Genomic DNA, 26,760 nt, shown 5'->3' with positions numbered 1-26,760 from the left:
TAACTGCCGGCCAGGCTGATAAAGGTGGTCAGGGCTGCGCCTTTCTGTCCACGTTCTTCTTTATCTATCTGAACTATAACTTCCTGACCTTCTTTGATGGCGTCCTTGATATTGGGGCGGCCTTCAAAATTGTATCCTTTAGGGAAGTAGGTGCGGGCGATTTCTTTGAGAGGAAGGAAACCATGGCGTTCTGCACCATAGTCAACAAAGGCTGCTTCTAAGCTGGGTTCTACCCGGGTTATCCGACCTTTGTATATATTCGCTTTCTTTTGTTCATGTCCTGGACTTTCTATATCCAGATCGTAAAGTTTCTGCCCGTCTACCAGGGCAACACGCAACTCTTCGTGTTGAGTTGCGTTGATCAACATTCTCTTCATTTCGTGACTCGATAGGTATCGATCACTATCGAAATACAAGATCCCACCAGCGTCTCACAGCGTTTTAACAGTGCAGTCTCCCGACTGGGTGGTGGCTCAAGCCAAATCAAATTGTGTGGTCTTAAATACAGACTAGTCGGTCAGACATTATGCTGGCCTGACAGACATTTAAACTGGTTAATACTTTGCTTCGATAGCAATCTAATTCTTAAAAAATTTGTTTTGTTGCTTGGACTCTGTCATTGCCGTGATGCACGAACTTTTACACTCTTCGTGCCCGGTATGCTCGCTTACTCATCATCTTGATGAGAATCTGTTGTTCAGCGTTCAGAACCCGGTCTGTTTTTAGTCAGACCTGATCATCTTTTTTGGATCAAAAGCACGGCAATTATCGCATTAAAGAAAGATTACAGGCAAGGCAATTCATTTATTAAATGAATCGTGCTTTTTCAACGTTTTATTGACCGTCGAAGAGCAATAAATGGCGCTAGCCCTTGTTCTGAGTGGAAAACATCTGAAAGCGGTAGCTGGCTTTATGCAGACCTAAAAATTCTCATACGAAAATTTTCATCACCAAATACACAAATAGGGTAAAATAGCCTTCCTATGACAGAACAAAATTCATCAAAAGTACAACTTATTCAGGTCGATCCCGAACTGGAAGGACAACGAATAGATAACTTTTTACGCACTCAGCTTAAAGGTGTGCCTAAAAGCCTTATTTATCGGGTTTTACGTAAAGGGGAAGTCCGGGTAAATAAGGGACGTATCAAACCTGACTATAAGTTACAGGCCAACGATATTGTGCGTATTCCTCCGCTCAAGGTGGCCGAAAAGAACGATGCCCCTTCGGTTAAATTAGACAAGGTGGCAACTCTTGAAGCCCATATCTTGTTTGAAGATGACCAACTGATTGCTATCAATAAGCCATCTGGTATGGCAGTGCATGGCGGCAGTGGGCTGAGTTTTGGCGTGATTGAAGCGCTGCGTGCATTACGCCCGGACCAGAAGTATTTGGAGTTGGTGCATCGTCTTGACCGTGACACCTCAGGGTGTCTGCTGATTGCCAAGCGACGCTCAGCACTTAAATCATTGCACGAACAACTGCGCGACAAGACAGTCGATAAGCGTTACCAGGCACTGGTTGTGGGTGAATGGGCTGACAACCGGCATAAAGTCAGGGCGCCTCTTAAGAAGAATATTCTGAAGTCTGGGGAGCGAATGGTCTCGGTTTCTCCGGACGGTAAAGAATCTGAAACCCGCTATCAGGTGCTGGAGCGTTTTAGCGGTGCCACCTTGGTTGAAGCCTTTCCGGTTACCGGGCGTACTCACCAGATACGGGTGCACTGCCTGCATGCCGGACATGCTATTGCTTGTGATGATAAATATGGTGACGAGTCATTTAATCGTCACATGGCGGGGCTGGGCTTAAAAAGATTGTTTTTACATGCCTTTACGCTTTCATTTATTCATCCTAAAAGTGGCGAACGTTTGAGCTTAAAAGCCCCCTTAGATCCTCAATTAACTGCTGTGTTGAAGCAACTGCGTAAATAAGATGTATAAGCTGGTTATTTTTGATTGGGACGGCACCTTGATGGACTCAGGTGCCAGAATAGTGTCTGCCATGCAAACGGCAGCGCGCAGGGCAAACTTGCCTGTGCCGACAGACGATGCGGTAAAAGATATTATCGGTATTAGCCTGCTGCCTGCCATGCAGATATTGTTTGGCAAGTTACCTGCGCAACAACAAGATTTGTTATTCGAAAGCTATAAACAAGAATATGTAGAGAAAGATAAAACGCCGACCCCCATGTTTAACGGCGCCGGTGATTTACTTGATCGCTTATCAGGGCAGGGGACCTTGTTGGCGGTTGCCACAGGTAAAGCACGACGCGGCTTGAATAGGGTTTGGCAGGAGACCAATACCGGCCATTATTTTCAGGCATCCCGTTGCGGCGACGAAGCGGAGTCGAAACCTTCTTCAGATATGCTAGTGCAACTGCTTAACGAACTGAATGTAGAGGCCAGTCAAGCGGTCATGATTGGTGATACTGTTTACGATATGCAGATGGCGCAGAATCTCAATATGGATCGCATAGCCGTTAGCCATGGTGTGCATAGCGTAGAGCGCTTGGCTGGACATGCACCTCGCGCTATTGTGGACTCTCTGGCGGAACTACAACGTTTGTTGTGCAGGGGTTAATCCCCGATGCATAGAGGGTCTATACCCGCTTGTTGCAGCATTTCGGTCAGGGCGATTAACGGTAGCCCCACCAGACTGTTCGGGTCGCGTCCTGACAGTCGCTCAAATAAGCAGATACCCAGCCCCTCACTCATAAAACTGCCGGCACACTGATAGGGTTGCTCTTTTTGGAGATAAGCCTCTATCTGCTCGGCACTGAGTTGCCTGAATTGCACATCGAATGTTTCAATCTGCAACTGGCATGTTTTACTCTCACTGTTAAACAGGCATAAACCGGTATAGAACCTGACTAATCGACCGCTGGCCCGACGTAATTGTTCTACCGCAACGTTATGATTAAGGGGCTTGCCGATGATTTCACCATCCAGTGAAGCAACCTGATCTGAACCTATGACTAACCCTGGCTCTGTCAACATGTTGGCAACCGATTCGGCTTTGGCGCGTGCCAGACGGCTGACTAACATGTCTGCGGTTTCACCTTCCAACTGGCTTTCATCAGTATGAGGAGCATGACAGCTAAAGGGAATACGGAACTTTTCCAGCAGGCTTTTCCGATATGGTGAGGTAGAGGCGAGAATCAATTGCATGCCCAAAAGTCCTTCAATACAAAAAAGAAGGATTGTAACCAGGTCTTAGTACTTTACCCAAGGCCTTGTAGGCATAGATTTTCTTTGACTAAGCTTGTCCGTGGCTATATCATGCGCGCCCTATGCAGAAAGTGAAATTGCCCAAACAACTGGATCCAGTCAAAAGCGCCATGAAGCGTTCCGAGTATTTCGGCGTGATGGTGCCTAAAGATATGGTTCGATTGCAACAGGCAGTCGCTGAGGCAAACCAGGACATTGAAATTGAGGTCAGATTCAACAAAGACGCGCAGGGTCTGACTTTTTTTGAAGGCCACCTGGCTACCGAAGTTTCGCTTATCTGCCAAAGGTGCCATGGTACCTTTGCTCATCATTTGGATGTGTCATTTTGCTTCAGTCCGATAAAGCCTGATCAAGACACAGATGAGATACCGGAGGCTTATGAGCCGGTAGAGGTCAATGACCATGGAGAAGTCAATTTACTTCAACTCTTTGAGGATGAACTTATTTTAGCCTTGCCTATTGTGGCCTTTCACGCAGAAAAAGACTGCAAGGTAAGCGAGGATGAAATGAGCTATGGAGTAATTGAACCGGTGGCTGAGCGTCCAAACCCCTTTGCGGTGTTGAAAGAACTTAAGCGAGATCAGGAGTAGGTAATGGCGGTACAACAGAATCGTAAAACCCGTTCTAAGCGTGGCATGCGTCGTTCGCATGATGCCTTGACTGCGGAAACTTTGTCTGTAGATTCCACGTCAGGCGAGACGCATCGTCGTCATCACGTAACGGCTGACGGTTACTACAAAGGCAAAAAAGTCATCGCTAACTAAGCGAGCTGACTTTGACTAATCTAACCATCGCGTTAGATATGATGGGGGGCGATATCGGCCCCCCTGTTACTATTGAAGCCGCTGTTCATGCGGTGACGGAATTCCCACATCTTCATCTAATTCTATGCGGTGATCCTCAGTTGTTGAGTGATGGCCTGGCTAAATATCCGCAAGCGCCTTCTTCACAACTACAGATTGAAGCTACCGAGCAGACGGTGGGGATGGATGAAAGACCCAGTGCTGCGCTGCGCAGCAAAACCAAGTCTTCTATGCGCAGAGCATTGGAGCTGGTTGAAACTGGTCAGGCAGATGCTTGCGTCAGCGCGGGCAACACGGGTGCCTTGCTGGCAATGGCCTATTACGTGCTCAAAACTTTACCTGGCATTGATCGGCCGGCGCTCATTTCTTCATTACCTACCATCAGTCACCGTAAAGTCTATTTGCTGGATTTAGGCGCAAATGTAAATTGTGACTCAGAGATTCTGTTTCAGTATGCGGTGATGGGCTCAGTGCTGGCCCAGGAAGTGGAAGGTATTGAGCGTCCCAGGGTTGCCTTGCTCAATGTTGGTGAAGAGCAGATAAAGGGTAATGATCAGGTCAAGCACACAGCGCAGATTTTATCCTCGGTACCCAGCATTAATTACATTGGCTATATCGAAGGTAATGATATTTTTACCGACAAGGCCGATGTGGTGGTGACCGACGGCTTTGTTGGAAATATTGCCCTTAAAGCCTGTGAGGGCTTAGGAAAATTGATTTTCACCGAAGTGAAACGGGTTTCGGGTAAAAATTTGCTGACCCGGATAATGGCCCGTATGGCATTACCTATTCTGAAAAAGATTTACGCCAGGGTGAACCCCGACCAGTATAACGGTGCGAGTCTGATAGGATTGCGCGGAATTGTCGTTAAGAGCCATGGTAATGCCTCCAGCGAAGCTTTTCTGTACGCCATTAAAGAGGCGATGCAGGAAGTTACCAGACAGGTTCCGAGCAAAATAAAACATAAAATAGAAACTCTTCTAATGGAAAGGCCTTAAGCATGTATTCGAGAATCATCGGCACCGGCAGTTATTATCCCAGCCAAGTTCGTACCAATGCCGATTTAGAGCAAATGGTCGATACCAATGACGAATGGATTACCGACAGGACAGGTATAAAGGAACGCCGCATTATAGGTGCGGATGAAACCGTAGCGACTATGGGCGCAGAAGCCTCTCTCAAGGCCATCGAAATGGCAGACATAGACCCGCGCAGCATTGATATGATTGTTTGTGCCACGACCAGTCATGACAAATCTCTCCCCAGCGCGGCCTGTGATATTCAGAAAATTCTTGGATTGGATGGTATTCCCGCGTTCGACGTGGCCGCTGCTTGTGCTGGTTATTGTTATGCGCTGAGTGTTGCCGACCAGTACATTAAATCGGGCATGGCCAAGCGTATTTTGGTTATCGGCTCTGATTGTTTAAGCCGATTGGTGGCGCCATTTGACCGTACCATGGTGATTTTGTTTGGCGATGCCGCTGGTGCCACGATTTTGGAAGCCAGCGAAGAGCCTGGAATTCTTTCTACCCATATTCATGCCGCCGGTTCATACAATGACCTGCTTTACGTAGGCAATCCCACCCGTGGTGACGAACAGTCTGTGCACGATAACTGGGGGGTAATGAAAGGCAATGAAGTGTTCAAGGTGGCGGTCACTAAACTCAGCGAACTAGTCGAACAGACCCTGTCAGCAAATAATATGCAGAAGTCAGATTTGGACTGGTTAGTGCCACATCAGGCGAATTTCAGAATTATCAAAGCCACCGCGAAGAAGCTGGAAATGCCAATGGATCGTGTTGTGTTGACCTTACAGGATTATGGAAACACGTCAGCCGCTACTGTCCCTACAGCGCTAGATACGGCGATTCGTGATGGACGCATTCAACGTGGTCACAACCTGCTGCTGGAAGCCTTCGGCGGTGGATTTGCCTGGGCATCGGCCTTGGTTCGTTACTAAAAATTTCATATTCATCGCCCGGTTCGGCGTTTCGATAAAGATGTGGATAAATGTGTAGGATGGCTGTTGCCACAGGCTCCTATGCATTTGTCTACCCGTAACAAAGATTCGAGCCAGGCGAGCAGCGCAAATCAGGAGAGTAGAATATGGCAAAATTAGCATTTGTCTTTCCCGGTCAGGGATCTCAAAGTGTCGGCATGCTGGCCGAGTTGGCAAGCGAAAATCCGCAAGTGCAGGACACCTTTGCCCAGGCAAGCGAAGTATTAGGTTATGACCTTTGGGCGCTGACCCAAAATGGTCCCGAAGCTGATTTGAATGCGACGCATCGCACTCAGCCTGCGTTGTTGGCAGCGAGTGTCGCTGTTTGGCGCGTATGGCAGGCTAAAGGCGGGGAACAACCACAAGTCCTGGCTGGTCACAGTTTAGGTGAATATTCCGCGTTGGTTTGTGCTGGCGTACTGGACTTCCAGGATGCCATCAAATTAGTGCAACTGCGTGGTGAGTTAATGCAGCAGGCAGTTCCGGCCGGAACTGGCGCCATGTACGCCATTATTGGTCTGGATGACGACAAAGTTATTGCTGCCTGTGAACAGGCGGCGCAAGGTGACGTGGTTTCTGCGGTAAACTTTAATAGCCCTGGCCAAGTCGTGATTGCTGGTCAGACTGATGCGGTTGCCAGAGCTGGTGAGGCTTGCAAAGAAGCGGGCGCTAAGCGTGCATTGCCTTTGCCTGTCAGTGTGCCATCTCACTGTGCGTTGATGAAGCCAGCGGCAGAGAAACTCGCTGTTGAGCTTGAAAAACTGCAAGTTAATGCACCTGTCATCCCTGTGGTGAATAATGTTGATGTAGCGCTACCGACGGACCCTGAGCTGATTCGTGATGCCTTGGTTCGTCAGTTATACAGCCCTGTAAGATGGACAGAGTCTGTACAGAAACTAGCTGAAATGGGTGCTGAAAAAGTATTGGAAGTTGGGCCAGGTAAAGTGCTGACCGGTCTAATCAAACGAATTGACAAGAGCCTGGATGTTGATGCCATCAACACACCTGACTCACTGAATGCAAGTTTATAAGAAGGAAGAACACATGTCTGAACTACAAGGCAAAGTGGCCCTGGTAACCGGCGCGAGCCGTGGGATTGGTAAAGCCGTGGCCCAGAAGCTGGCGGCCCAAGGGGCAACTGTGATTGGCACAGCCACCTCTGAAAATGGTGCAGCTGCTATTAGTGAATATTTGGGCGCCAATGGCAAAGGCCTGGCATTGAATGTCACTGACAGTGCGCAGCTTGATGCTTGTCTTGAGCAAATTCGCGGCGAGTTTGGTGAAATCGATATTCTGATCAATAACGCTGGCATCACTCGCGATAATTTGCTGATGCGCATGAAAGATGACGAATGGTCGGATATTATGGAAACCAACCTGACGTCGATTTTCCGACTGTCCAAAGCGGTATTGCGTGGCATGATGAAAAAACGTGCAGGTCGCATTGTTAATATCGGTTCTGTGGTGGGTAGTGCAGGTAATGCCGGGCAGGCTAACTATGCCGCCGCAAAGGCTGGTGTGATTGGATTCTCCAAATCATTAGCCCGTGAAGTGGCGTCCCGTGGTATTACCGTTAACACTGTCGCCCCTGGCTTTATTGATACCGATATGACCAAAGCGTTGACGGATGAGCAACGTGAAGCCATCTTTAAGGACATTCCTGCTAACCGTTTGGGGAATCCGGAAGAGATTGCCGCAACCGTTGCCTTCCTGGTATCGGACGGTGCCGCTTACATCACTGGAGAGACAATCCATGTGAATGGCGGGATGTTTATGGCTTGATTATGTAGCCAACTGCAGTAATCTTACGAGTTTGTGCAGGTAAATTTCCTGTACCTGTTAGTGTTTGTTAATTGAGCGCATTTGTGGTTTGACCAGAAAAAAACTTCATACTCTTGCTTGCAAGGCCTGGAGTTGCTGAATACACTACTGCCAAATTCACATCTAGCCTCACTTTAAGGGAAAACTAGAATTATGAGTAATATCGAAGAACGCGTAATTAAAATCATCGTAGAACAATTGGGCGTTAAAGAAGAAGAAGTAAAGCCTGAAGCGTCCTTCGTTGATGATCTGGGTGCTGATTCTTTGGATACCGTTGAGCTGGTGATGGCACTGGAAGAAGAGTTTGATACTGAGATTCCAGACGAAGAAGCCGAGAAGATCACTACTGTTCAATCTGCTATCGACTACATCAACGCTCACAAAGACGCGTAAGAAGATAGAAAAACGGCTCGTTCAGAGCCGTTTCTTTTCCTACCTATCAAGACTATATCCCTTGCGGAGGCCATAGTGTCAAAACGTCGTGTTGTAGTAACAGGTCTTGGCATGCTTTCCCCTTTGGGCTTAGATACCACCTCTACCTGGAACGCCTTGCTGCGGGGTGAAAGTGGTATTGGCAATATCGAAAGCTTCGATGTAAGTAACTTTTCCACCCGCTTCGCCGGGGCGGTAAAAGGCTTCGATGTTGAGCAGTACATGCCCAAAAAAGAAAGCAAGAAGATGGACTTGTTCATCCAGTATGGAGTGGCTGCCGGTATGCAGGCACTGAAGGATTCCGGTTTACAAATCTGTGAGGCTAATGCAGGCCGCGTAGGTGTCGCCGTGGGTTCTGGTATTGGCGGATTGGGATTAATCGAAGAGAACCACAGTAAATTGCTGTCTTCCGGGCCTCGTAAGATTTCTCCATTCTTTGTGCCATCCACCATCACTAATATGATTTCCGGCTTTCTGTCGATTATGGAAGGTCTCAAAGGGCCGAATCTGAATATTGTCACTGCGTGTACAACCGGTGTGCATAATATTGGTATTGCGGCCCGTACTATTGCATACGGTGACGCTGATGCCATGTTGGCCGGTGGAGCAGAAGCGGCGATTACGCCGCTGGGGCTAGGTGGGTTCGCCGCCGCCCGGGCTTTATCAGCACGTAACGACGATCCCAAAGCGGCAAGCCGTCCTTGGGATAAAGATCGTGACGGATTCGTGATGGGGGACGGTGCTGGCGTGGTGATGCTCGAAGAGTATGAACATGCTAAGGCACGTGGAGCAAAAATCTACGCTGAGCTGGTCGGTTTTGGTATGAGCGGTGACGCCTACCATATGACTTCTCCACCTTCAGAGGGGCAGGGCGCAGCAGCGGCTATGGCGCATGCCTTGGCTGATGCGGGTGTGAATGCCGACCAGATTGGCTATATTAATGCCCATGGCACCTCTACCCCAGCTGGCGATGTCGCAGAAGCGCAGGCGGTGAAGTCGATTTTCGGTGCGTCCGCCAGCCAGGTTATGGTCAGTTCAACTAAATCCATGACGGGCCATTTGCTTGGTGCGGCGGGGGCTGTTGAAGCCATTTTTACTGCGTTGTCTTTGGTGCATCAGGTGGTTCCACCTACTATTAACCTGGACAATCCGGACGAAGGTTGTGACCTGGATTTTGTTCCCCATACTGCACGTGACGTGAAGATGGAGTATGCCTTGTGTAACTCCTTCGGTTTTGGTGGTACCAACGGCTCTTTGCTGTTTAAAAAAATCTAAGCGCTTAACAACGTTGCGAAAGCCTGTTAGTTTCTGACAGGCTTTTTTTTGCTAAAGGAATAATAGGTTCCATGACATCCTCTTTGCTGGTCAATGGTCAGCCCGCGGATCAACTTGCTGTTACCGACAGAGCCACACAATATGGTGATGGGGTATTTAGTACCCTCAGAATCAAGGACGGTGAGTTGCAGTTTTGGCAGGCTCATCTGGACAGATTAAAGACCGGACTTGAGCGTCTTGGTATTGATTTTAGTTGCTGGGACAGGCTGCAAGACTGTTGTGTGGAGCAAGCAATTGGACATTCAGAAGGGGTGCTAAAGATTCTGATAAGTCGGGGCTCAGGTGGGCGAGGCTACCTTCCGCCTTCTCCTGCTCAAGCAACCTGGATACTCAGTTTACATCCCATGCCGGTGCATTACGCCCTATGGCGTCAGCAGGGAATAACCCTGCAATTGTCTCCTCTGCAGTTAGCCAAACAACCTTTGCTAGCCGGTATAAAGCACTTAAATCGTCTTGAGCAGGTTTTAATTCGCCAGCATGCCGAGGCGCAAGGCTGGCAGGATGCGTTGGTGTGCGATACCGACGGTATGTTGGTCGAATCTTCCGTGGCCAACCTATTCTGGCAAGTAGGGAATAGCTGGTATACCCCAGATCTACATTTTGCGGGTGTTGACGGCATTATGCGTCAGCAGCTGGTTAAGGCCTTAGAATTACGTGGTGATCAAGTTTATCAAGTGCGTAGCGCGCCTTCATGCCTGTTGCAAGCCGAGCAATTGTTGCTGTGTAACAGTTTGATGGGGGTGGTGCCTGTCAACAGTTATGCCGGTCATTTTTACCACAAGGACGATGTGGCGCAGTTAAATAAGGAATGTGGTTTTGTCTAAATGGAAGCTGATTCTGTTGTTGATGGCCGTTGGCTTGGGCAGCGGTGTATTTTGGGCTTACCAACAATATTATCAAACGCTTAATACCAAGCTCACTTTCAATCAGCCCACCTTGTATGAACTCAAACGAGGACAGAATCTGCATCATTTGCTGGCTTATCTGGAGGATGAGGCGGGTTTGCCCGAAAGTTGGCCTGTAAAGCTATTGGTCAGGTTTGAGCCAACACTGGCAGAGCTTAAAGCCGGTACCTACGAATTGTCTCCAGGCATGAACGTACAGCAGGTATTACTACTGCTGGCCAGCGGTAAGGAAAAGCTATTCGAGATCCGTCTAGTGGAAGGCTTCCGTTGGCGGGACTGGCAAGGACAAATGCAAGCACATCCACACTTGCTAAGTGCTCAACTTACTGAGCTTGAAGCGCAGCTTAAGCCAGAGGGAGGGAGTCTTGAAGGTTGGTTGATGCCGGATACCTATCATTTCACTCGCGGTATGCAAGCCAGCGTGCTTGTGAAACGGGCCTATCTGGAGATGCAGAAGTTTCTCCTCGAACAGTGGCCAAAACGTAAACCCGATTTACCCTATGCAAGCCCCTATGAAGCCTTGATTATGGCGTCCATTGTCGAAAAGGAAACAGGCCTTGCCGAGGAGCGTCCACGCATTGCCGCTGTGTTTGTTAACCGCCTGAGAAAAAACATGCGTTTGCAAACCGATCCTACTGTGATCTACGGGATGGGGGATGCCTTTGACGGCGATATACGCCGTCAGGATCTACGTACAGCGACGCCTTATAATACCTATGTAATTAAAGGACTGCCGCCCACGCCCATTGCGATGGTCAGTCGTGATGCCCTGATGGCAGCACTGCATCCCATTGACAGCGAAGAGCTGTACTTTGTGTCTCGTAATGACGGCAGCCATGTATTCTCCACTAATCTTGCCGATCACAATGCTGCGGTGCGACAATACCAGTTGAAAAAATAGTGCTGTGTTGAGAGTAAACATGACATTGCCTGAATAGGGCAGTGTTAAGCAGTGCGTTTGAAATAGTTAAATTAATCGTTGAGTGCGCATGTCTGGGAAATTTATTGTAATTGAAGGCCTGGAAGGTGCAGGTAAGAGTTCGGCGATTGCCATCGTCAAAACCTGTATTGAACAGGCCGGGCATAGTCTGGTTTGTACGCGTGAGCCTGGTGGCACGCCAATGGCCGAAGCTATTCGTGAATGCGTGAAGCAGGACTGGCAGGAAAAGGTCACCATAGAAGCTGAATTGCTGTTGATGTACGCTGCCAGAGTACAATTGCTGGAAAACGTGATTAAACCGGCCTTGCAACAAGGTCAATGGGTGTTGGGCGATAGACATGATCTGTCATCGCAGGCCTATCAGGGCGGTGGCAGAGAGATCCCGGATGACATGCTGGCAAGCCTCAGGGCTATAAGCCTGAAAGGATTCAAGCCGGATTTAACCTTGTATCTGGACGTTGAGCCTGAAGTTGGTCTGGCCCGCGCCAGAGGGCGAGGGGAGCTGGATCGTATCGAGCAATCTGGCTTGGCATTTTTCACCCGCACCCGCGACCGATATCTGCAATTAGCTGCTAAGGACTCAAGTATTAAGGTCATTGACGCGATGCAGGATATGCCTGCGGTTCATGGGCAGATACTTCTGGAACTGCAGGACTTTTTAGCATGACCTATCCCTGGTTCGAGAGTCTGTTCCAGCAACTTGCCGGACGTTACCGCGCCGGTCGCTTGCATCACGCTCTGTTAATGTTAGGACCACAAGGGTTAGGCAAAGCGACACTGGCCAAAGACGTTGGCGCCTACCTGCTTTGCCAGCGTACTGAAAGCAGCCGCTGTGGCCAATGTCAGGCTTGTCAGTTAGTGGACGCTGGTAATCATCCTGATTTACATCAAATTCAAAGCGAAAAGCAAATAGGTGTGGATGATATCCGCAGCGCCATTGAAAAGCTAAGTGGTAAATCGCAGTTAGGTGGTGCCAAAGTGCTGGTTATTCATCAAGCTGACAGCATGACCGAGTCTGCGGCGAACGCTTTGCTGAAAACCCTGGAAGAGCCTACCGCACATACATACATGTTGCTAACGGCCAACAGTGCTGAACGCCTATTACCCACCATTAAAAGCCGCTGTGAGAAGCTGTTGTTGCCTGGTGCAAGCCAAGCGCAAACCAGCCAATGGCTGGCAGAGCAATACCAGGGTGACATTGAGCCGCAGCTGCTGACGTTATATGGCGCGACCCCTTTGACATTATTGGCGGTGCTTCAGGAAGAAGCAGGACAACGGTTTGCGGATTTCAGTCAAGATCTGCAACAAGTGTTGAATGGTCAATTACCAGTACTGACGATGGCAGAGCAGTGGCAGGACAACCCAGGCCGTTTACTAAGCTGGTTACAATTGTGGTTAAAAAATGCCATACAACAGGGCCAATATGCCCAGGATGGGCTCTTTGCAATGTATAGCCAGTGCATCACTGCCAGTCGCCAGGTAACGAACCCCGGTTTAAATAAATTATTGTTATTGTCCAGCGTACTGGGCAGTGTCCGTTCGCTCAGGAGTTAAGTGTTGTTTGTTGATTCCCACTGTCATCTGGACAGATTAGATAAATCCCCCGAAGAACTCAGGGCTGTAATGCAACGTGCCAGGGATAATGGCGTAAAGCATTTTTTATGTGTTTGCGTAGCTGTTAATGAATACGAAGCCATGCTGGATGCCGTAAAGGATTTTACTGATGTGTCGGTATCCTGCGGCGTGCATCCTCTGCATCAGGAAGACGCCTGTAGTTACGATGAGTTGCTGCGTATGGCGAGTCGTGATGAAGTGGTGGCCATTGGCGAAACAGGCCTGGATTATCACTACAGTCCGGATACCAAGGCGGTCCAACAGCAGTCTTTTATTGACCACATTAAGGTGGCAAACGAGCTGAATAAGCCGTTGATCATTCATACCCGGGATGCCCGACAGGACACTATTGCACTGCTAAAACAATACAAAGCACCGCATACCAAAGGGGTGCTGCATTGTTTTACTGAGGATTTGGACATGGCGCAGCGGGCTATGGCGCTGGGCTTTTACATCTCTATTTCCGGTATAGTGACCTTTAAAGCCGCCAAAGAGCTGCAGGATGTGGTGAGGGAAATACCGCTGGAGCGATTGCTGATTGAAACCGACTCGCCTTGGTTGGCGCCGGTGCCACATCGCGGTAAACCCAATGAGCCGGCTTATGTGAAGGATGTGGCGCAATTTATAGCTGATTTAAAGGAAATTCCGCTCAGCAAACTGGCCGAAGTCACAACAGGTAACTTCTATCAGTTATTTGACCGGGTGCAATCAGCCTGATTTGCCCCGGCGGGTATCAGCGATTCTGGTTAGTGGCTAAGCGGAATCGCAAAATAAATAACCCGAATCGTCAATAGCATCGTTTATAGGGAAGAATTCGCCCCTTAATGGATGTTATTTATGCCACATTTTCCCTATACCACCCGTGCTTGTTGCTTATTGACCGGCTTGCTGCTTAGTGCTTGTGCCAACGAAGCGCCTGAGCAACAAGCTAACCCTGCTGCTGAGCGTAAAGCGCGTTCGGCGTCTGCTATTGAAGTCGAACAGCGTGTCATGGCTGATGCTGCGCTCTATGCCCCTGCACCTATGGCCCGTATGCAAGTGATGAGCACACCAAGCCGGGAGCGCTATCCAGATACGCCTGAAAATGCCCTGATGCTGACCAGCGAGCAACCGGTATCAACGTTTTCCGTTGATGTGGACACCGGCAGTTACACCAACGTCAGACGCATGCTGAATCAAGGTTTCTTACCACCTGCCGATGCGGTGCGGGCGGAAGATTTTATAAATTACTTCGCCTATAGCTATCCAGCACCTGATAACGCTGAGGTGTTTAGCATCAATACTGAGCTTGCGGCATCACCCTGGAACCCCAAACGCCATTTATTCAAAGTGGGTTTACAAGGACAGATGTTAGACAAGCAACAACGTAAAGCCGCTAATCTAGTGTTTTTACTGGATGTATCTGGCTCTATGAATGCGCCTGATAAGTTACCGCTTTTGATAAGCAGCCTGCGATTGTTAACGTCCCAATTAGGCAGTCAGGATCGCGTCAGTATCGTGACCTATGCTGGCAGCAGCCAAACGGTGCTGGAACCTACGCAAGGTAATCAGCGTGGTCGTATTCAGACTGCACTGGAGACGCTGTCTGCTGGGGGCGGGACCAATGGTGAAGGCGGTATTCTTCGGGCTTATCAGTTAGCCCGCAGTAGCTTTATCAAAGAGGGGGTGAACCGGGTGATTCTGGCGACCGACGGGGATTTTAATGTCGGTATGTCAGATTTGGAGGAACTTAAAGCCCTTATCCGTCGGCAGCGTGAAAGCGGTATAGCTCTGACGACCCTAGGTTTTGGTAGTGGCAATTATAATGATGCTTTGATGGAGAGCTTGTCTAACTTGGGCAATGGACAACATGCTTATATCGATAGTATCAATGAAGCACGTAAGGTCCTGGTCGATGAGCTGACCTCCAGCATGGAGATCATCGCCGCTGATGTGAAAATTCAGGTGGAATTTAACCCAGCACTTATCAGTGAGTATCGTCTGGTGGGATATCACAATCGCTTACTAGAGCGGGAGGATTTCAATAACGATAAGGTTGATGCCGGTGAAATTGGTGCTGGGCATCGTGTCACCGCTATTTATGAAATTGCGCTGACTGGCTCTGGCGGTGAACAAATTGATCCGCTTCGTTATCAGTCATCAGGAGCGCAAGGGAGCTTTGCCAAAGAGCTGGCGCAGATTAAACTCAGATATAAGCTACCATCTGAGACAAAAAGCCAGCTGGTGAGCAAAGTGGTTAGCCTAGATCAGCTATCATCTGAAGAGGTACAAGGGGATTTTGCCTTTGCAGCCGCTGCTGCTGGCTTTGCTCAGATGTTAAAAGGGGGCAAATATATGCAGGACAGTGATTACCAGACACTGCTCGCCTTGGCGCAGCGAGGCAAAGGAAGCGATCCTCAGGGGTATCGTCATGAATTTATCAATCTGCTTAAAAGCGCAGAATTGATAAGCCAGTCATCAGCGTTTACTGAATAAACACGATAGGACAGCCTATGTCATTTGCCCAGCCCCGGTATGACGGTACATCACTAGCATTAGGTCAGCAATCTGACGAGGAACTAATGCTGGCTTATGCTGCTGGTGACTTGCAGGCTTTTTGCCAGCTTTATGAGCAGCATAAAAATCCCTTGTGGCGATTCTTTGTTCGCCGGGGCATGGCAACAGAGTGCGCGGAAGAGTTAGTGCAAGAAGTGTGGCAACGGGTTATTACCTCTGCGCCTGGTTATCAGCCGTCGGCCAGGTTTACCACTTGGCTGTACCAAATAGCGCGCAATTTGCTGGCAGATCAGCACCGTAAGGCCCATCGTCGTTTTACCTTAGTGAGTGATGAATCTGAGGCTTTGGAAAGCATGGCGTCGCAAGATTACCCTGACACCATCACCGAGCAGGGTAGGCTGGCCCTTCGCCTTAAGCACTGTTTGGGAAAGCTGCCTGCCTTACAACTGGATGTGTTTCTGCTTAAAGAGGAAGCCGGACTTACCATGGAGCAGGTGGCTACTATTATGGGGGCTGGTTTAGATGCCTGCAAAAGTCGCTGGCGTTACGCGGTGGCAAACCTGAGTAAATGTATCGGTATGGGAGCGCCAGCAGATGACTGAGGAAGAAAAGCGTCTCTCTGCGCTTTATCAGAGTCTGGATAAAGAGAATTCTCCAGAACATGTGGATGCCCGCATATTGGCCATGGCTAAGCAAGGTGCGCTTGTGCATACCGTGCCATTGGATGTCAAGCAACCGTCCCGCTGGACAGCCTGGCGTTGGCCGTTGTCCAGTGTGGTGTCGGCTGCCTTGTTAGTGGGGATCTTGTTTTTCACTACGTCGCCATTATTACCGCCCGAGGAGCAGGCAGTATCGGCCTCCTCATACGATATGGTACCGAGCGCCCCAAAACAGGCAAGACGCGAATATCAGGCGATGCCCGAACAAAAACGTCAGTTAGCTCAGAGTATTGAACGCGAAGCTGCAGCAGCCAGAAGTAAGACAGCCAGTGTATTGCCTGCCGCGCAAATCAGTGAACGCCTGGCCGAGGTCGATAGGTTGGTTGCATCAGGAGAGTTACAGCAAGCTGGCACTTTGCTGATGAGCCTGGTAGAGGAAGCGCCAGAGGCGAAAGCGCGCTTGAGCGAGGGCCAGCTTGCGTTGTTGCAAGAAGCACTGCATCGCAGGTCGACTAATCAATAGAGTGGCACTAATCCCCTTTAAATTTTATGGCTTTTCCCCTAAAATGCGCGCCGTTTTAGGGCATTCTGCATAGGATGTTGTTGTATTTGGCTCTGGATTTACGTTCCAGCCCGCTAGAGGAAGTGTTATGTCTCAGATTGTTGTTTGCGCGTTGTACAAATTTGTCACGCTGGAAGATTACCAGGCGATTCGTCAGCCCCTTACCGAGTTTATGGAAGCTCACTCAATCAAGGGTACCTTATTACTCGCCCATGAGGGCATTAATGGCACCGTTTCTGGTACACAGGAAGCCATTGATGCGCTCTTGGCCTGGTTAAATGCGGATGCGCGTTTAAACCCTATCAGCTACAAGATCTCATTTGATGAAACCCAGCCGTTTCACCGTACTAAGGTTAAACTGAAAAAAGAAATCGTGACCATGGGGGTGGAAGGCATTGATCCTCGTCGCACCGTGGGCACCTATGTAAAGCCGTCTGATTGGAATGCGCTGATAAGCGATCCCGATGTCATTACTATTGATACGCGCAACGATTACGAGATTGAGATTGGCACTTTTAAACATGCGATCAATCCCAACACCCAGACTTTCCGCGAGTTCCCTCAATACGTGAAAGAGCAACTGGATCCCAGCAAGCATAAAAAAGTGGCGATGTTCTGTACTGGCGGCATCCGCTGTGAAAAGTCCACTGCCTATCTGAAAGAGCAGGGATTTGAAGAGGTATATCACCTGGAAGGCGGTATTCTTAAGTATCTGGAAGAAGTACCTAAAGAAGACAGTTTATGGGAAGGAGACTGCTTCGTTTTCGACAATCGGGTAGCGGTAAATCACGACCTGCAGCGCAGCCACTACGACCAATGCTATGCCTGTCGCTTGCCTATCACTGAAGAGGAAAAGCAGCAGCCGGAGTACGAGTCTGGGGTTAGTTGCCCGAAATGTTTTGGTAAACATAGCGAAGAGCAATTGGCCCGTTTTCGCGAGCGTGAAAAGCAGGTTTCTCTGGCTAAACAGCGTGATGAAGAGCATGTTGGTGCAGATGCCCGTATTGCCATGGAGCAACGTCGCCAGCAAAAAGCTGATGAGCGCAGAGCCAGAGCGCTGGCGGCAAATGCTGCAAAAAAAGCCGAACAGGTGAAGTAAAGTCGGCTAGTGGGTTGTTCACAGATGAACTCCGGGGGTACACTAGCCCCCATATCGTCCTAATTCGAGGAAGTGTTATGTCAGGACAATCCCTAACCGAAGCCCAAGTTGCCGAAGTCCGTAAGGAGTTCGACTTTTTTGACAATGATCACAACGGTATGATCGATCTGGGTGAATTTATCGAGCTACTTACCGTACTTTCACCTAAGACTAAGGTCAAAGTGGTAGAAGAAGCGTTCAGTATGATTGATGAGAATGCTGATGGTCACATCGACTTCGACGAGTTTCTAACCTGGTGGCAGCAAGGCTGGTGGGAATACTGATTTTTATCAGTGACAGATAATGAAGGCGCTATTAAGCGCCTTTTTTAATACCTAAGGATTAGGTATTTCGTTTAGCTGCATGAAATATGCGTCACTTTGCTTGATAAGCCGATTAACAACTGAATATTTCGGAATGCTTTGGTGTTCTTGAAACAGTCCGGTAACATATTGAAAAGCTAGTGTTTTGAAAAGCTTATCCCAGTCAAGGAAGGTGAATATGATGCAGTTTTGTCGTTATTTATGCATTTCGTTCTGCTTGCTATTCACTTTTTCCAGTCAGGCATCATCTGTTGTTATTAAAGACTTGCCACTCAATCTGACTCACTTTGAGCTCGACTACTTTGTTGACGAGGCTCAGACATTGGCTATAGAAGATGTTGCTGAGGAGACCTTCAGTCCTACCGGAAATTATACGACGCTAGGGACGAGTGCCAGAGTTACCTGGTACAAGCTTGAACTTCGCAATGAGGCAAAGAATACCCAAGAGTTTTATATCCATTTGCCTTATGCCTATCACGTGCGTTCTGTGGCCTTTTATGAGTTCCGCCATGACACACTAGTTCGTAGCGAGTGGCTGGATATGAACGATGCAACAGACAGCCCGCTGATGTATCGGGGCACAGTGGTCTATCCGGTGAATATAGCATTTGGCGATACGCTAACCTTATATGTACGTAGCCATGTGTATTCCCATCAATGGTTTGCATTGAATTTGCATGATTCAGAGGGCTCCAAGCGAGCACTCATTGGTGCCAAGACCGACATAGCATTGATGGTTGGTATGATGCTGGCTTTGGTTTTCTACAATGGTCTTTTGTATTTCGCGACCAGCAAAAAAGAAAATATTTACTATTCCTTCTATCTGATTTCTGGCTTGCTCTGGATCGCTTTGTCCTACGGGTTATTAGCTAATTTGTTTGGGTGGTATGGGGATGAGGTGTTCACTCTCAACCTCAGTTTGATCACCATGCCGATTTTTCTGTTGCTGTTTGTCATGTCCATTTTTGAGACCAAGCGTTTCTACCCCACAGAACACCGTTTTTTACAGTTTATGCTGGTGTTGTTATCAGCCACCTTGATTTATGGCTTTGTTGACATATCTGGTGCACTTAAGCCCGCCAGCAGTCTGGCAGCCTTGATGATGGTGATTACTTTCTCGGTGAGTATTTCCTTGTATAGAAAAGGTAATCCGCTGGTGAAGTACTTTTTGATAGGGCATAGCTTCTTTGTGCTGTTTAACGGTATGGCGGTACTCTTCTATAAAGGTTTAATAGCCCCCAGCTACATCAGCCACTTTGGGGTGGGTATTGGCATAGTGCTGGAAGCCCTGACGCTGGCATTCATAATCTCTTATCGGATAAAAATCCTTGAGGATATACGCCATTCTCAAGAAGAACTTAAACGGCAGGCTGCCACCGATCCTCTAACCAAACTATACAATCGCCGCTACTTTTACTCTGAGGCTGACTATTTGCTGGAGGTGGCAAAAACACAAAATGAGCCTTTGTCCGTATTAGTGACCGATATTGACCATTTCAAACGTGTGAATGATACCTATGGGCATCAGACCGGCGATAAAGTGATAGTGGAAGTTGCCGCTACCCTTAAAAAGTACTGTCGTAGCAAGGATCTGATTGCTCGCTTTGGTGGCGAAGAATTCGTCATGTTGCTGCCAGGCGTAGACGAGCAGGAAGCGCATAAATGTGCAAAACGGATATTGGAGGCCATTCAGTCTTTGGTGCTAATTACCGACGAGCAAGATACATTGAAATTCACGGTTAGCATTGGTGTTGTTGAAGTGGATCTCAGTTGTGAAACAGTGGAAATGGCGGTAAACAGGGCCGACAAAGCGTTATATCAAGCCAAGCATTCAGGTCGAAACCGCATCTGTACACAACAGAAAACACCGGACTAATGGCCTTCCACGGCCTCTGCAAAGACCACAATGAGTAACATAATGAAGGCCAAACCCAAATAAGAGGCAACTCGTTTGGGCGCGTGTTCGCGCAAGGCACTTTGTCTGGCCGCAAGCAGTGACTGCAGCAGGTAGTAAAAGGCAAAGGCGCGGGATGCATAGCTAACCAGTTGAAATATGTTAGCGCTCCAAAGCAAAACCACGCTGAATAAGGTGATCACAGGGTAGAGGCTACGCGGATTAATTCGCGAACGGCTTTGCTGCTCAACGACTCCGCCCGCACCTATGGTATCAGCAATCGCGGCACTAAACTGGCTCATGGCCGCTGCCACAATTAACATGACAGGTAAAACCAGGGTGACCTGTGCAGATACCGTGATGATAGCCGTTTCGCTGGGTTGAGTTCCGACAAACTGCCCCATATAGGGCATAGCTAACACCACAAAGCCAATATAGATAAGTCCGGCCAGTATTTGCGCAACCGACATGGAGCGAACCCGCACATTGACCGGATACTGGGAAGCTAAATATTTACTGGTTTCAAATCCCTGTACAATCAGCAGCATACCACCCAATTGACAAAAGCTTTGCCACCATGGCTGATCTGGGCTACTTAAGCCATGCCAGTGATATCCTTGCTGGACATCCTGCCATAACAAGCCTGCAAGCAGCGCGGCAATGATTGCCAGTTTGATGCTGACAGAATACTCTTCCAGCCTTTCCAATCCATGTAATCCTCGCAGCAAGCCATAAAAACCAATACTTAGCAGTACCATGCTGGCCAGAACATCGGCATTAAACTCACTATAAATATCAAGACCCGTTAACAAAAAACCGGCCATCAGACGGATATAGAAGGTAATGGAGATAACATAGGCAAATGCCAAGGCAATGTCAGCAAACCGCTCTAGCCCCATCAGCCACTTATCTGGTGCATCCTTATTTAGGGAAGAGGCTTGCATGCTATAACGCATGGCGCTGCCCAACCACCAGGACAGCAGCACTATCAGTATTATTGCAAGCCATGCCCAGTGTCCGGCAATATTAGCCAGTAGCGGGACTACGACTAAAAAGCCGCTGCCGATTATTGATGCCAATGGTGTGACGGTCGCTTGCCAAAAAAACGAATTTTTTACGGCCGGTCGCAATAGCCAAATGACGAACAGCGCACTCAGCGTGACTAAGCTGGCATCAAGTAAACTGAAATCCGGTGTCTGTGTCATAAGTCCAATGCAACGTCGTGGTGTTTTAGCGCTTGTAAAGCACTTTAATTAAGTGATAGCCGAAACCTGTTTTAACCGGGCCTTGTACCTCCAGTTCCGGCCCTTTGAATACGGCTTTATCAAAAGCGGGGACCATGTCGCCCTGAGCAAATTCACCTAAATCGCCACCGCGCTTGCCGGAGGGACATAACGAATGTTTTTTGGCTAATTGCTGAAAGCTGGCGCCTTGCGCAAGTTTTTGTTTTAGCGCCAGACACTCTTGCTCGGTCTTCACCAGAATGTGCAATGCGGCTGCTTTTCGTGCCATGGAAAGTCCTTAGAACAATGATAAATTAAAGCGCCATTATCCGTTATTCCTCAAGCGGGTTTCAAACTGAGCTTAGGTTTCGACAACTGCTGAGTATTTCTTCTACCAAACTTTCATTGTTAAGTGCCCGACCGATGGCTACACCGCCTACCATCAAGACAGCTTGTTGCAGCGCTTTCTCACGGCAAAGTCCGCCAGACTCCAGCATATTCACCATACCTTGAAACATTCTGGTGTAGGTATCCCGCACCGTTTCATCGCGCTGACTGATATCGGTCACCAAAAAAGCCAGCGGACAGCGTCTGACTTGGCCTTTAACGTGCTCTTCAGACAAATATCCTTCGGTTAACTGGGTATGACTGGGTTGTGGTGGGAGCCTACTTATACTGTTTTTGGCGGCGGTTAGGATGGCTTCGCTATACAGGGCTGACTTGGAGCCAAAGTGCGCATAAAAAGCCCCCCGGGTAAGTTTTGCGTCTGTCATAACCTGGTCAATACTGACTTGCTCGAAACCATACTCGGTAAATAGCTTGGCGGCACTGACTAAAATTCGCTCACGGGTTTGTTCTTTATGGCTTTTTTGCCAGGCCATGGTGTTGCTCCAAATTCAAAATATGTTCTTGAACATATTTAGGCTTTTCCTATTCTGAAGCAAGAGAATTATCAACGGAGGTGTTATGACTAAAGTACATATATATTCGGTGGCATTTAGCAGTTTTGGTCGCGTGGCTCAGTTGGTCTGCGAAGAAAAACAGATCCCCTACAGCATGGGAATGGCGGTGAATGGTGAGGAAGTGCCTTTCAAAGGCGAGCAGCATCATGTGTGGCACCCTTATGGCAAGATACCTGTGCTGCTGGTGGATGATAAAGCACTGTGTGAGTCGACCAGTATCATCCGTTATCTGGATGCGCAATTTCCTGGCGTGAAATTGACCCCGCAAGACCCTTGGTTGGCAGCGAAACTGGATGAACGGGTACAACTACTGTCGAGTTATATCAACCATGCGCTTATCCGTGACTATATGCTGGAGCTGATTTTCCCTAAAGGACCGGATGGAACACCTCGTTTGGATGTTATGGAAGCTAACAAACCGGCCGCGCTGCGAGCCTTGTCTTTGGTTGAGACCTGGTTGAGCGAAGAAGCGGGTTACTTGTTTGGTAGCACCTTCAGTCTCGCTGATGCTATGGCATTACCGTCACTCTACTACGTGACACAGCTAAAAGCGCCTTTCAGCTTGGTGAACGAGGACAGTGCTATATTCCGCTATGTGCAGAGAATGAAAGAAACCCATGCCTCTTGTGCCAAGGTTTTAGTGCCTAAGCAAGGGTAATTGCTCAGAGTGTAAAATAAAAAAGGCGCTCAATAGAGCGCCTTTGCTACTGCTTGTAATTAGGCACCCAGTGCCGTACGAGCATCTGTGTAAGTCAGACCCAACTGGCTACCCAATGCATCAACTACAGCTTTGTAAGTGACTTTGCCTTCATGCACGTTCAAACCATTTAACAGGTGAACATCATCCAGCATGGCTTGCTTTGGACCTTTATTGGCCAGTGCCAGACCAAAGGGCAGGGTAGCATTGTTCAATGCCATGGTAGAGGTACGTGCGACGCCGCCGGGCATGTTGGCAACGCAGTAATGAACAACACCGTCAACCACATAAACCGGATCCTGGTGAGTGGTGGCGCGAGCCGTTTCAAAACAGCCGCCCTGGTCAATGGCTACGTCTACCACTACTGAGCCTTCTTTCATATTGCGGATATGCTCAGCGGTCAGCAGTTTAGGAGCCGCAGCGCCAGGGATAAGCACAGCGCCAATAACCAGATCGGCCTTAGAGGAGTAATGCTCAATGGCATCTACTGTTGAGTATACGGTTTTCAGTTGACCACGGAAGATATCATCCAGCTCACGTAGACGGGTCAGTGAGCGATCCAAAATGGTGACGTCAGCCCCAAGACCAATGGCCATTTTCGCAGCATTAGTTCCTACCACACCACCACCGATAATCAGAACCTTTCCGGGTGCAACGCCAGGTACACCACCGAGCAGGGTACCGCTACCGCCGTGCGCTTTTTCAAGATAATGGGCACCGGCCTGGATGGACATACGGCCCGCCACTTCTGACATAGGGGCTAATAAGGGCAAGCCATTGCGGGCGTCGGTCACGGTTTCATAAGCAATACAGGTTGCGCCAGAGGCGATAAGTAGTTCTGTCTGTGTTGGATCGGGCGCAAGGTGCAGGTAGGTATAAAGGGTTTGTCCCTTGCTGAGCATTTTACACTCATTGGGCTGCGGCTCTTTAACCTTAACAATCATTTCAGCTTTGTCGAAAATGCTCTCGGCATTGTCGCTGATGCTGGCGCCAGCGGCGATGTATTGGTCATCAGTGAAACCAATGGCGCTGCCCGCGTCCTTTTGCACAACCACATTGTGGCCATGAGTAACAAATTCTTTTACTGCAGCAGGGGTCAGTCCCACACGGTATTCATGATTTTTTATTTCTTTAGGTACACCGATCAACATGTTCTATTCAACCTTCACAGGAAAATGGGGTTGTGAAGTATATGAAAAGATTTGCAGAAGAGTATGCTGAAAAATTGTTAATTGCGGCATATAATCCTGAGAAAAGACATTTTATCGGAACTTTGTATGCTGGTGAAAACCCCTAAACACCTTGACCGTATCGACCGGAATATCCTGGCGGAGCTGCAAAAAGACGGCCGTCTTTCGAACGTTGAGCTGTCTCGTCGTGTTGGCTTAAGTGCTACGCCCTGCCTAGAGCGGGTAAGACGTTTGGAGCAGCAAGGTTATATAACAGGCTATCATGCTAAGGTCGACCCGGCCAAACTGGGTGCGGCCATGCTAGTCTTTGTTGAGATAACCTTAACCAAGACTTCTTCAGATATCTTCGCAGAATTTTCTGCTGCAGTTCGCAAACTTGACGATATTCAGGAATGTCATCTGGTCGCCGGTGATTTCGACTTCCTGCTTAAAGCCAGGGTCGCGGATATGTCCAGTTACCGTAAATTGCTGGGTGACACCTTACTTGGTTTACCTGGTGTGAGTGAATCTCGTACTTACGTGGTGATGGAAGAAGTGAAACATACCGGCACCTTGAAAATTAATCTTAAATAATCCCTCCTGATGTTGGCGATTAGCGACACCTAGAACAAGATTTGTGCAACAACCAAAATACTGGCAATAAAAACAGGGTTTATGTGCTGCTGCGCTAGGATTTTGCTAACGTGGCTGGTATCTTTGCAGGTTGTTTGCAGTGGCATTTTGAATATAACAATTAGATGATTATGGCGCGACTCTCTGGTATCCAACGGATTATGGAAGTGGGCATGATAGTGTGCAGCATGTTTGCGCTGTACCTGTTGCTCGCTCTGGCCTCTTTTGACCCAGCCGACCCTAGCTGGAGTCAGGCTGGCTTTCGTGAAGACGTGCAAAATGCAGCCGGCGCTATCGGTGCCTGGTTTGCAGACATTCTCCTCAATAGTTTTGGTTACATTGCCTACGCATTTCCATTTGGTATTGCCTTGCTCGGCTGGTTTTTATTCCAACAAACTAAAGATTTGTTGGAGTTGGATTACCTGACTATTGGTCTGCGTTTAATTGGCGGTATTTTGTCTATTATCGGCGCGACAGCGCTGTTCAGCCTCAATGCAGACGATATCTACGTGTTCTCCGCCGGTGGCTTTGTGGGGGATGCCATTAGTGGCCGCCTGTTACCTTATTTTAATCTGGCTGGCACCACGCTGCTGTTACTGTGCTTTTTGTGCACCGGTCTGACCCTGATGACCGGGTTGTCCTGGCTGGCTCTGGTTGATTATATTGGTGACTGGACCATCAGTGGTTTACGCTGGTTGGGCCGACTGCCTGCGATGCTTCAGGATATGCAAGTTCCCAGCTTGCCTAAACGGACTAAGGCGACAGCGCCTGAACCGGAAGATATAGCTGAAGCCCCAATGGCTTCTCGTCAGGAACCCGTGGTTGAACCGGTATCCAGAAGGGAACCTGTTATCGAGCCGGTATTCACGATGGGAGACGAACCAAGCTTTGATGATGTCGCTTTCTTTGATGAACCGGAGCCGGTGAGAGCTGCGCCAACACCCGCACCCGTTGTAAAACCTAAGTCGGCAAAAGACAAACCTAAAACCCTGGCTGAATTGGAAGAAGAGTATGCGGTTGAAGGGGAGCGCCCATCGTTTAATCTGCTGGATCGTCCTGACAAGGTAAAAAACCCTATTTCCCCTGAAGAATTAGAAGCCGCGTCGCGTTTGGTGGAAGCCAAGTTGCTGGACTTCAATATCGAAGCCAAAGTGGTGGGGGTATACCCAGGACCAGTGATAACCCGTTTCGAGCTGGATTTGGCTCCGGGTGTAAAAGTTGCCAAAATTTCTTCACTTTCCAAAGACCTGGCCAGAGCATTATCTGCCATTTCGGTGCGGGTGGTGGAGGTGATCCCAGGTAAATCGGTGATTGGTTTGGAATTGCCGAACAAGCACCGTGAAATGGTGCGTTTGTCCGAAGTTATTGAATGCGACGTTTTCCAAAACTCTGCCTCTAACTTGACCATGGTGCTGGGTAAAGACATCGCCGGCAAACCTGTGGTGGTGGATCTGGCCAAAATGCCGCACTTACTGGTGGCTGGTACTACAGGTTCGGGTAAGTCGGTGGGCGTCAACGTGATGATGTTTTCATTGTTGTACAAGTCCAGCCCGGAAGATGTGCGGTTGATCATGATCGACCCGAAAATGTTGGAGCTTTCGGTCTACGAAGGTATTCCGCATTTGCTCGCCGAAGTGGTTACGGACATGAAAGAGGCGGCCAATGCCCTGCGCTGGTGTGTGGGGGAAATGGAGCGTCGCTATCGTTTGATGTCTGCGCTGGGTGTACGTAATCTTAAAGGCTATAACGCCAAAATTGCAGACGCTATAGAGGCTGGCGAGCCGATTAAAGACCCACTGTGGAAACCTGAACAGAGTATGGATCCCGAAGCGCCGGATCTGGAGAAGTTGCCCAGTATTGTGGTGGTGGTGGATGAATTTGCCGATATGATGATGATTGTCGGCAAGAAAGTAGAAGAGCTGATTGCC

General features: G+C 48.7%; 30 protein-coding genes. 24 read left to right on the top strand and 6 right to left on the bottom strand.

Going from position 1 to position 26,760, the window contains the following annotated elements; all coding sequences use genetic code 11:
* On the bottom strand, positions 1-377 hold a 377-nt coding region (locus J0A65_RS12215; protein WP_206594463.1), incomplete at its 3' end, for a S1 RNA-binding domain-containing protein.
* 606 nt (positions 378-983) lie between these two features.
* Here J0A65_RS12215 and rluC point away from each other — a divergent pair.
* Together rluC and J0A65_RS12205 are read left to right on the top strand one after the other, a co-directional pair.
* The gene (gene rluC / locus J0A65_RS12210) at positions 984-1,931 is read left to right on the top strand and encodes a 23S rRNA pseudouridine(955/2504/2580) synthase RluC (protein ID WP_206594462.1); all 948 of its coding nucleotides are present in this window, start codon (positions 984-986) and stop codon (positions 1,929-1,931) included.
* Between the two features lies 1 nt (position 1,932).
* Positions 1,933-2,580, top strand: coding sequence for an HAD-IA family hydrolase (locus J0A65_RS12205; RefSeq protein ID WP_206594461.1), 648 nt, complete (start codon positions 1,933-1,935; stop codon positions 2,578-2,580).
* Here J0A65_RS12205 and J0A65_RS12200 read toward each other — a convergent pair.
* Complete coding sequence (locus J0A65_RS12200; protein ID WP_206594460.1) at positions 2,577-3,167, bottom strand: Maf family protein; 591 nt, start codon at positions 3,165-3,167, stop codon at positions 2,577-2,579. The genes J0A65_RS12205 and J0A65_RS12200 overlap by 4 nt on opposite strands.
* Before the next feature lie 122 nt (positions 3,168-3,289).
* On the opposite strand from J0A65_RS12200, the gene yceD reads away from it, so the two are divergent.
* From yceD to J0A65_RS12105, 19 genes are all read left to right on the top strand, one after another.
* Positions 3,290-3,817 (top strand): 23S rRNA accumulation protein YceD, encoded by a 528-nt coding sequence (gene yceD, locus J0A65_RS12195; RefSeq protein ID WP_206594459.1) that lies wholly within the window; start codon positions 3,290-3,292, stop codon positions 3,815-3,817.
* 3 nt (positions 3,818-3,820) lie between these two features.
* Positions 3,821-3,991 (top strand): 50S ribosomal protein L32, encoded by a 171-nt coding sequence (rpmF, locus tag J0A65_RS12190; protein ID WP_088328389.1) that lies wholly within the window; start codon positions 3,821-3,823, stop codon positions 3,989-3,991.
* An 11-nt stretch (positions 3,992-4,002) separates the two neighbouring features.
* Positions 4,003-5,028, top strand: coding sequence for a phosphate acyltransferase PlsX (gene plsX, locus J0A65_RS12185; protein ID WP_206594458.1), 1,026 nt, complete (start codon positions 4,003-4,005; stop codon positions 5,026-5,028).
* A 2-nt stretch (positions 5,029-5,030) separates the two neighbouring features.
* Positions 5,031-5,990 carry a beta-ketoacyl-ACP synthase III gene (locus J0A65_RS12180; RefSeq protein WP_206594457.1) on the top strand — a complete coding sequence of 320 codons (960 nt, stop codon included), beginning with the start codon at positions 5,031-5,033 and terminating at the stop codon, positions 5,988-5,990.
* Positions 5,991-6,136: 146 nt separating this feature from the next.
* Positions 6,137-7,060: an ACP S-malonyltransferase gene (fabD, locus tag J0A65_RS12175; RefSeq protein WP_206594456.1), complete on the top strand. Its 924-nt coding sequence runs from the start codon at positions 6,137-6,139 to the stop codon at positions 7,058-7,060.
* Positions 7,061-7,073: 13 nt separating this feature from the next.
* Positions 7,074-7,811 (top strand): 3-oxoacyl-ACP reductase FabG, encoded by a 738-nt coding sequence (gene fabG / locus J0A65_RS12170; protein ID WP_206594455.1) that lies wholly within the window; start codon positions 7,074-7,076, stop codon positions 7,809-7,811.
* A 192-nt stretch (positions 7,812-8,003) separates the two neighbouring features.
* Positions 8,004-8,243, top strand: coding sequence for an acyl carrier protein (gene acpP / locus J0A65_RS12165; RefSeq protein ID WP_102795318.1), 240 nt, complete (start codon positions 8,004-8,006; stop codon positions 8,241-8,243).
* Positions 8,244-8,318: 75 nt separating this feature from the next.
* Positions 8,319-9,557, top strand: coding sequence for a beta-ketoacyl-ACP synthase II (fabF, locus tag J0A65_RS12160; protein WP_206594454.1), 1,239 nt, complete (start codon positions 8,319-8,321; stop codon positions 9,555-9,557).
* Positions 9,558-9,628: 71 nt separating this feature from the next.
* Entirely contained in the window at positions 9,629-10,441 is an 813-nt protein-coding gene (gene pabC / locus J0A65_RS12155) for an aminodeoxychorismate lyase (protein WP_206594453.1), read from the top strand.
* Positions 10,428-11,423, top strand: coding sequence for an endolytic transglycosylase MltG (gene mltG, locus J0A65_RS12150; RefSeq protein ID WP_416135308.1), 996 nt, complete (start codon positions 10,428-10,430; stop codon positions 11,421-11,423). Before pabC ends, mltG begins: the two co-directional genes overlap by 14 nt.
* Positions 11,424-11,511: 88 nt before the next feature.
* Positions 11,512-12,129, top strand: coding sequence for a dTMP kinase (tmk, locus tag J0A65_RS12145; protein WP_206594452.1), 618 nt, complete (start codon positions 11,512-11,514; stop codon positions 12,127-12,129).
* The gene (gene holB, locus J0A65_RS12140) at positions 12,126-13,016 is read left to right on the top strand and encodes a DNA polymerase III subunit delta' (RefSeq protein WP_206594451.1); all 891 of its coding nucleotides are present in this window, start codon (positions 12,126-12,128) and stop codon (positions 13,014-13,016) included. Before tmk ends, holB begins: the two co-directional genes overlap by 4 nt.
* Before the next feature lie 3 nt (positions 13,017-13,019).
* Positions 13,020-13,793: a TatD family hydrolase gene (locus tag J0A65_RS12135; protein ID WP_206594450.1), complete on the top strand. Its 774-nt coding sequence runs from the start codon at positions 13,020-13,022 to the stop codon at positions 13,791-13,793.
* Between the two features lie 120 nt (positions 13,794-13,913).
* A complete protein-coding gene (locus tag J0A65_RS12130) occupies positions 13,914-15,551 on the top strand; it encodes a vWA domain-containing protein (RefSeq protein ID WP_232849914.1) in 1,638 nt (545 codons plus the stop codon).
* Positions 15,552-15,568: 17 nt separating this feature from the next.
* Entirely contained in the window at positions 15,569-16,174 is a 606-nt protein-coding gene (locus J0A65_RS12125) for a sigma-70 family RNA polymerase sigma factor (protein WP_206594448.1), read from the top strand.
* A complete protein-coding gene (locus tag J0A65_RS12120) occupies positions 16,167-16,754 on the top strand; it encodes a hypothetical protein (RefSeq protein WP_206594447.1) in 588 nt (195 codons plus the stop codon). Before J0A65_RS12125 ends, J0A65_RS12120 begins: the two co-directional genes overlap by 8 nt.
* A gap of 127 nt (positions 16,755-16,881) precedes the next feature.
* Complete coding sequence (gene trhO, locus J0A65_RS12115) at positions 16,882-17,892, top strand: oxygen-dependent tRNA uridine(34) hydroxylase TrhO (protein ID WP_206594446.1); 1,011 nt, start codon at positions 16,882-16,884, stop codon at positions 17,890-17,892.
* A 77-nt stretch (positions 17,893-17,969) separates the two neighbouring features.
* The gene (locus J0A65_RS12110) at positions 17,970-18,215 is read left to right on the top strand and encodes an EF-hand domain-containing protein (RefSeq protein ID WP_206594445.1); all 246 of its coding nucleotides are present in this window, start codon (positions 17,970-17,972) and stop codon (positions 18,213-18,215) included.
* Positions 18,216-18,432: 217 nt separating this feature from the next.
* Entirely contained in the window at positions 18,433-20,130 is a 1,698-nt protein-coding gene (locus J0A65_RS12105; RefSeq protein WP_206594444.1) for a sensor domain-containing diguanylate cyclase, read from the top strand.
* On the opposite strand, the gene J0A65_RS12100 is transcribed toward J0A65_RS12105, so the two are convergent.
* The 3 genes from J0A65_RS12100 to J0A65_RS12090 all read right to left on the bottom strand — a co-directional run bounded on the left by J0A65_RS12100 (position 20,127) and on the right by J0A65_RS12090 (position 22,252).
* Positions 20,127-21,353 (bottom strand): APC family permease, encoded by a 1,227-nt coding sequence (locus tag J0A65_RS12100; protein WP_206594443.1) that lies wholly within the window; start codon positions 21,351-21,353, stop codon positions 20,127-20,129. The genes J0A65_RS12105 and J0A65_RS12100 overlap by 4 nt on opposite strands.
* A 25-nt stretch (positions 21,354-21,378) precedes the next feature.
* Positions 21,379-21,660 (bottom strand): peptidylprolyl isomerase PpiC, encoded by a 282-nt coding sequence (ppiC, locus tag J0A65_RS12095; protein ID WP_206594442.1) that lies wholly within the window; start codon positions 21,658-21,660, stop codon positions 21,379-21,381.
* Between the two features lie 61 nt (positions 21,661-21,721).
* On the bottom strand, positions 21,722-22,252 hold the full coding sequence (locus tag J0A65_RS12090) for a TetR/AcrR family transcriptional regulator (RefSeq protein ID WP_206594441.1): 531 nt from the start codon (positions 22,250-22,252) through the stop codon (positions 21,722-21,724).
* A gap of 85 nt (positions 22,253-22,337) precedes the next feature.
* On the opposite strand from J0A65_RS12090, the gene J0A65_RS12085 reads away from it, so the two are divergent.
* On the top strand, positions 22,338-22,991 hold the full coding sequence (locus J0A65_RS12085) for a glutathione S-transferase family protein (RefSeq protein WP_206594440.1): 654 nt from the start codon (positions 22,338-22,340) through the stop codon (positions 22,989-22,991).
* 59 nt (positions 22,992-23,050) lie between these two features.
* Here the strand turns inward: J0A65_RS12085 and ald are convergent, their stop codons facing one another.
* Positions 23,051-24,181, bottom strand: a complete 1,131-nt coding sequence (ald, locus tag J0A65_RS12080; RefSeq protein WP_206594439.1) for an alanine dehydrogenase — start codon at positions 24,179-24,181, stop codon at positions 23,051-23,053.
* A gap of 126 nt (positions 24,182-24,307) precedes the next feature.
* Here ald and lrp point away from each other — a divergent pair, with 126 nt between their 5' ends.
* A complete protein-coding gene (lrp, locus tag J0A65_RS12075; RefSeq protein ID WP_206594438.1) occupies positions 24,308-24,793 on the top strand; it encodes a leucine-responsive transcriptional regulator Lrp in 486 nt (161 codons plus the stop codon).
* A gap of 170 nt (positions 24,794-24,963) precedes the next feature.
* Positions 24,964-26,760: DNA translocase FtsK 4TM domain-containing protein (locus J0A65_RS12070; protein ID WP_232849913.1), on the top strand; the 1,797-nt coding region annotated here is incomplete at its 3' end.

Origin of the sequence: Bowmanella yangjiangensis, from assembly GCF_017255015.1 — a bacterium.
Classification (GTDB): domain Bacteria; phylum Pseudomonadota; class Gammaproteobacteria; order Enterobacterales; family Alteromonadaceae; genus Bowmanella; species Bowmanella yangjiangensis.
This window is presented reverse-complemented; position numbering and strand designations above follow the sequence as displayed.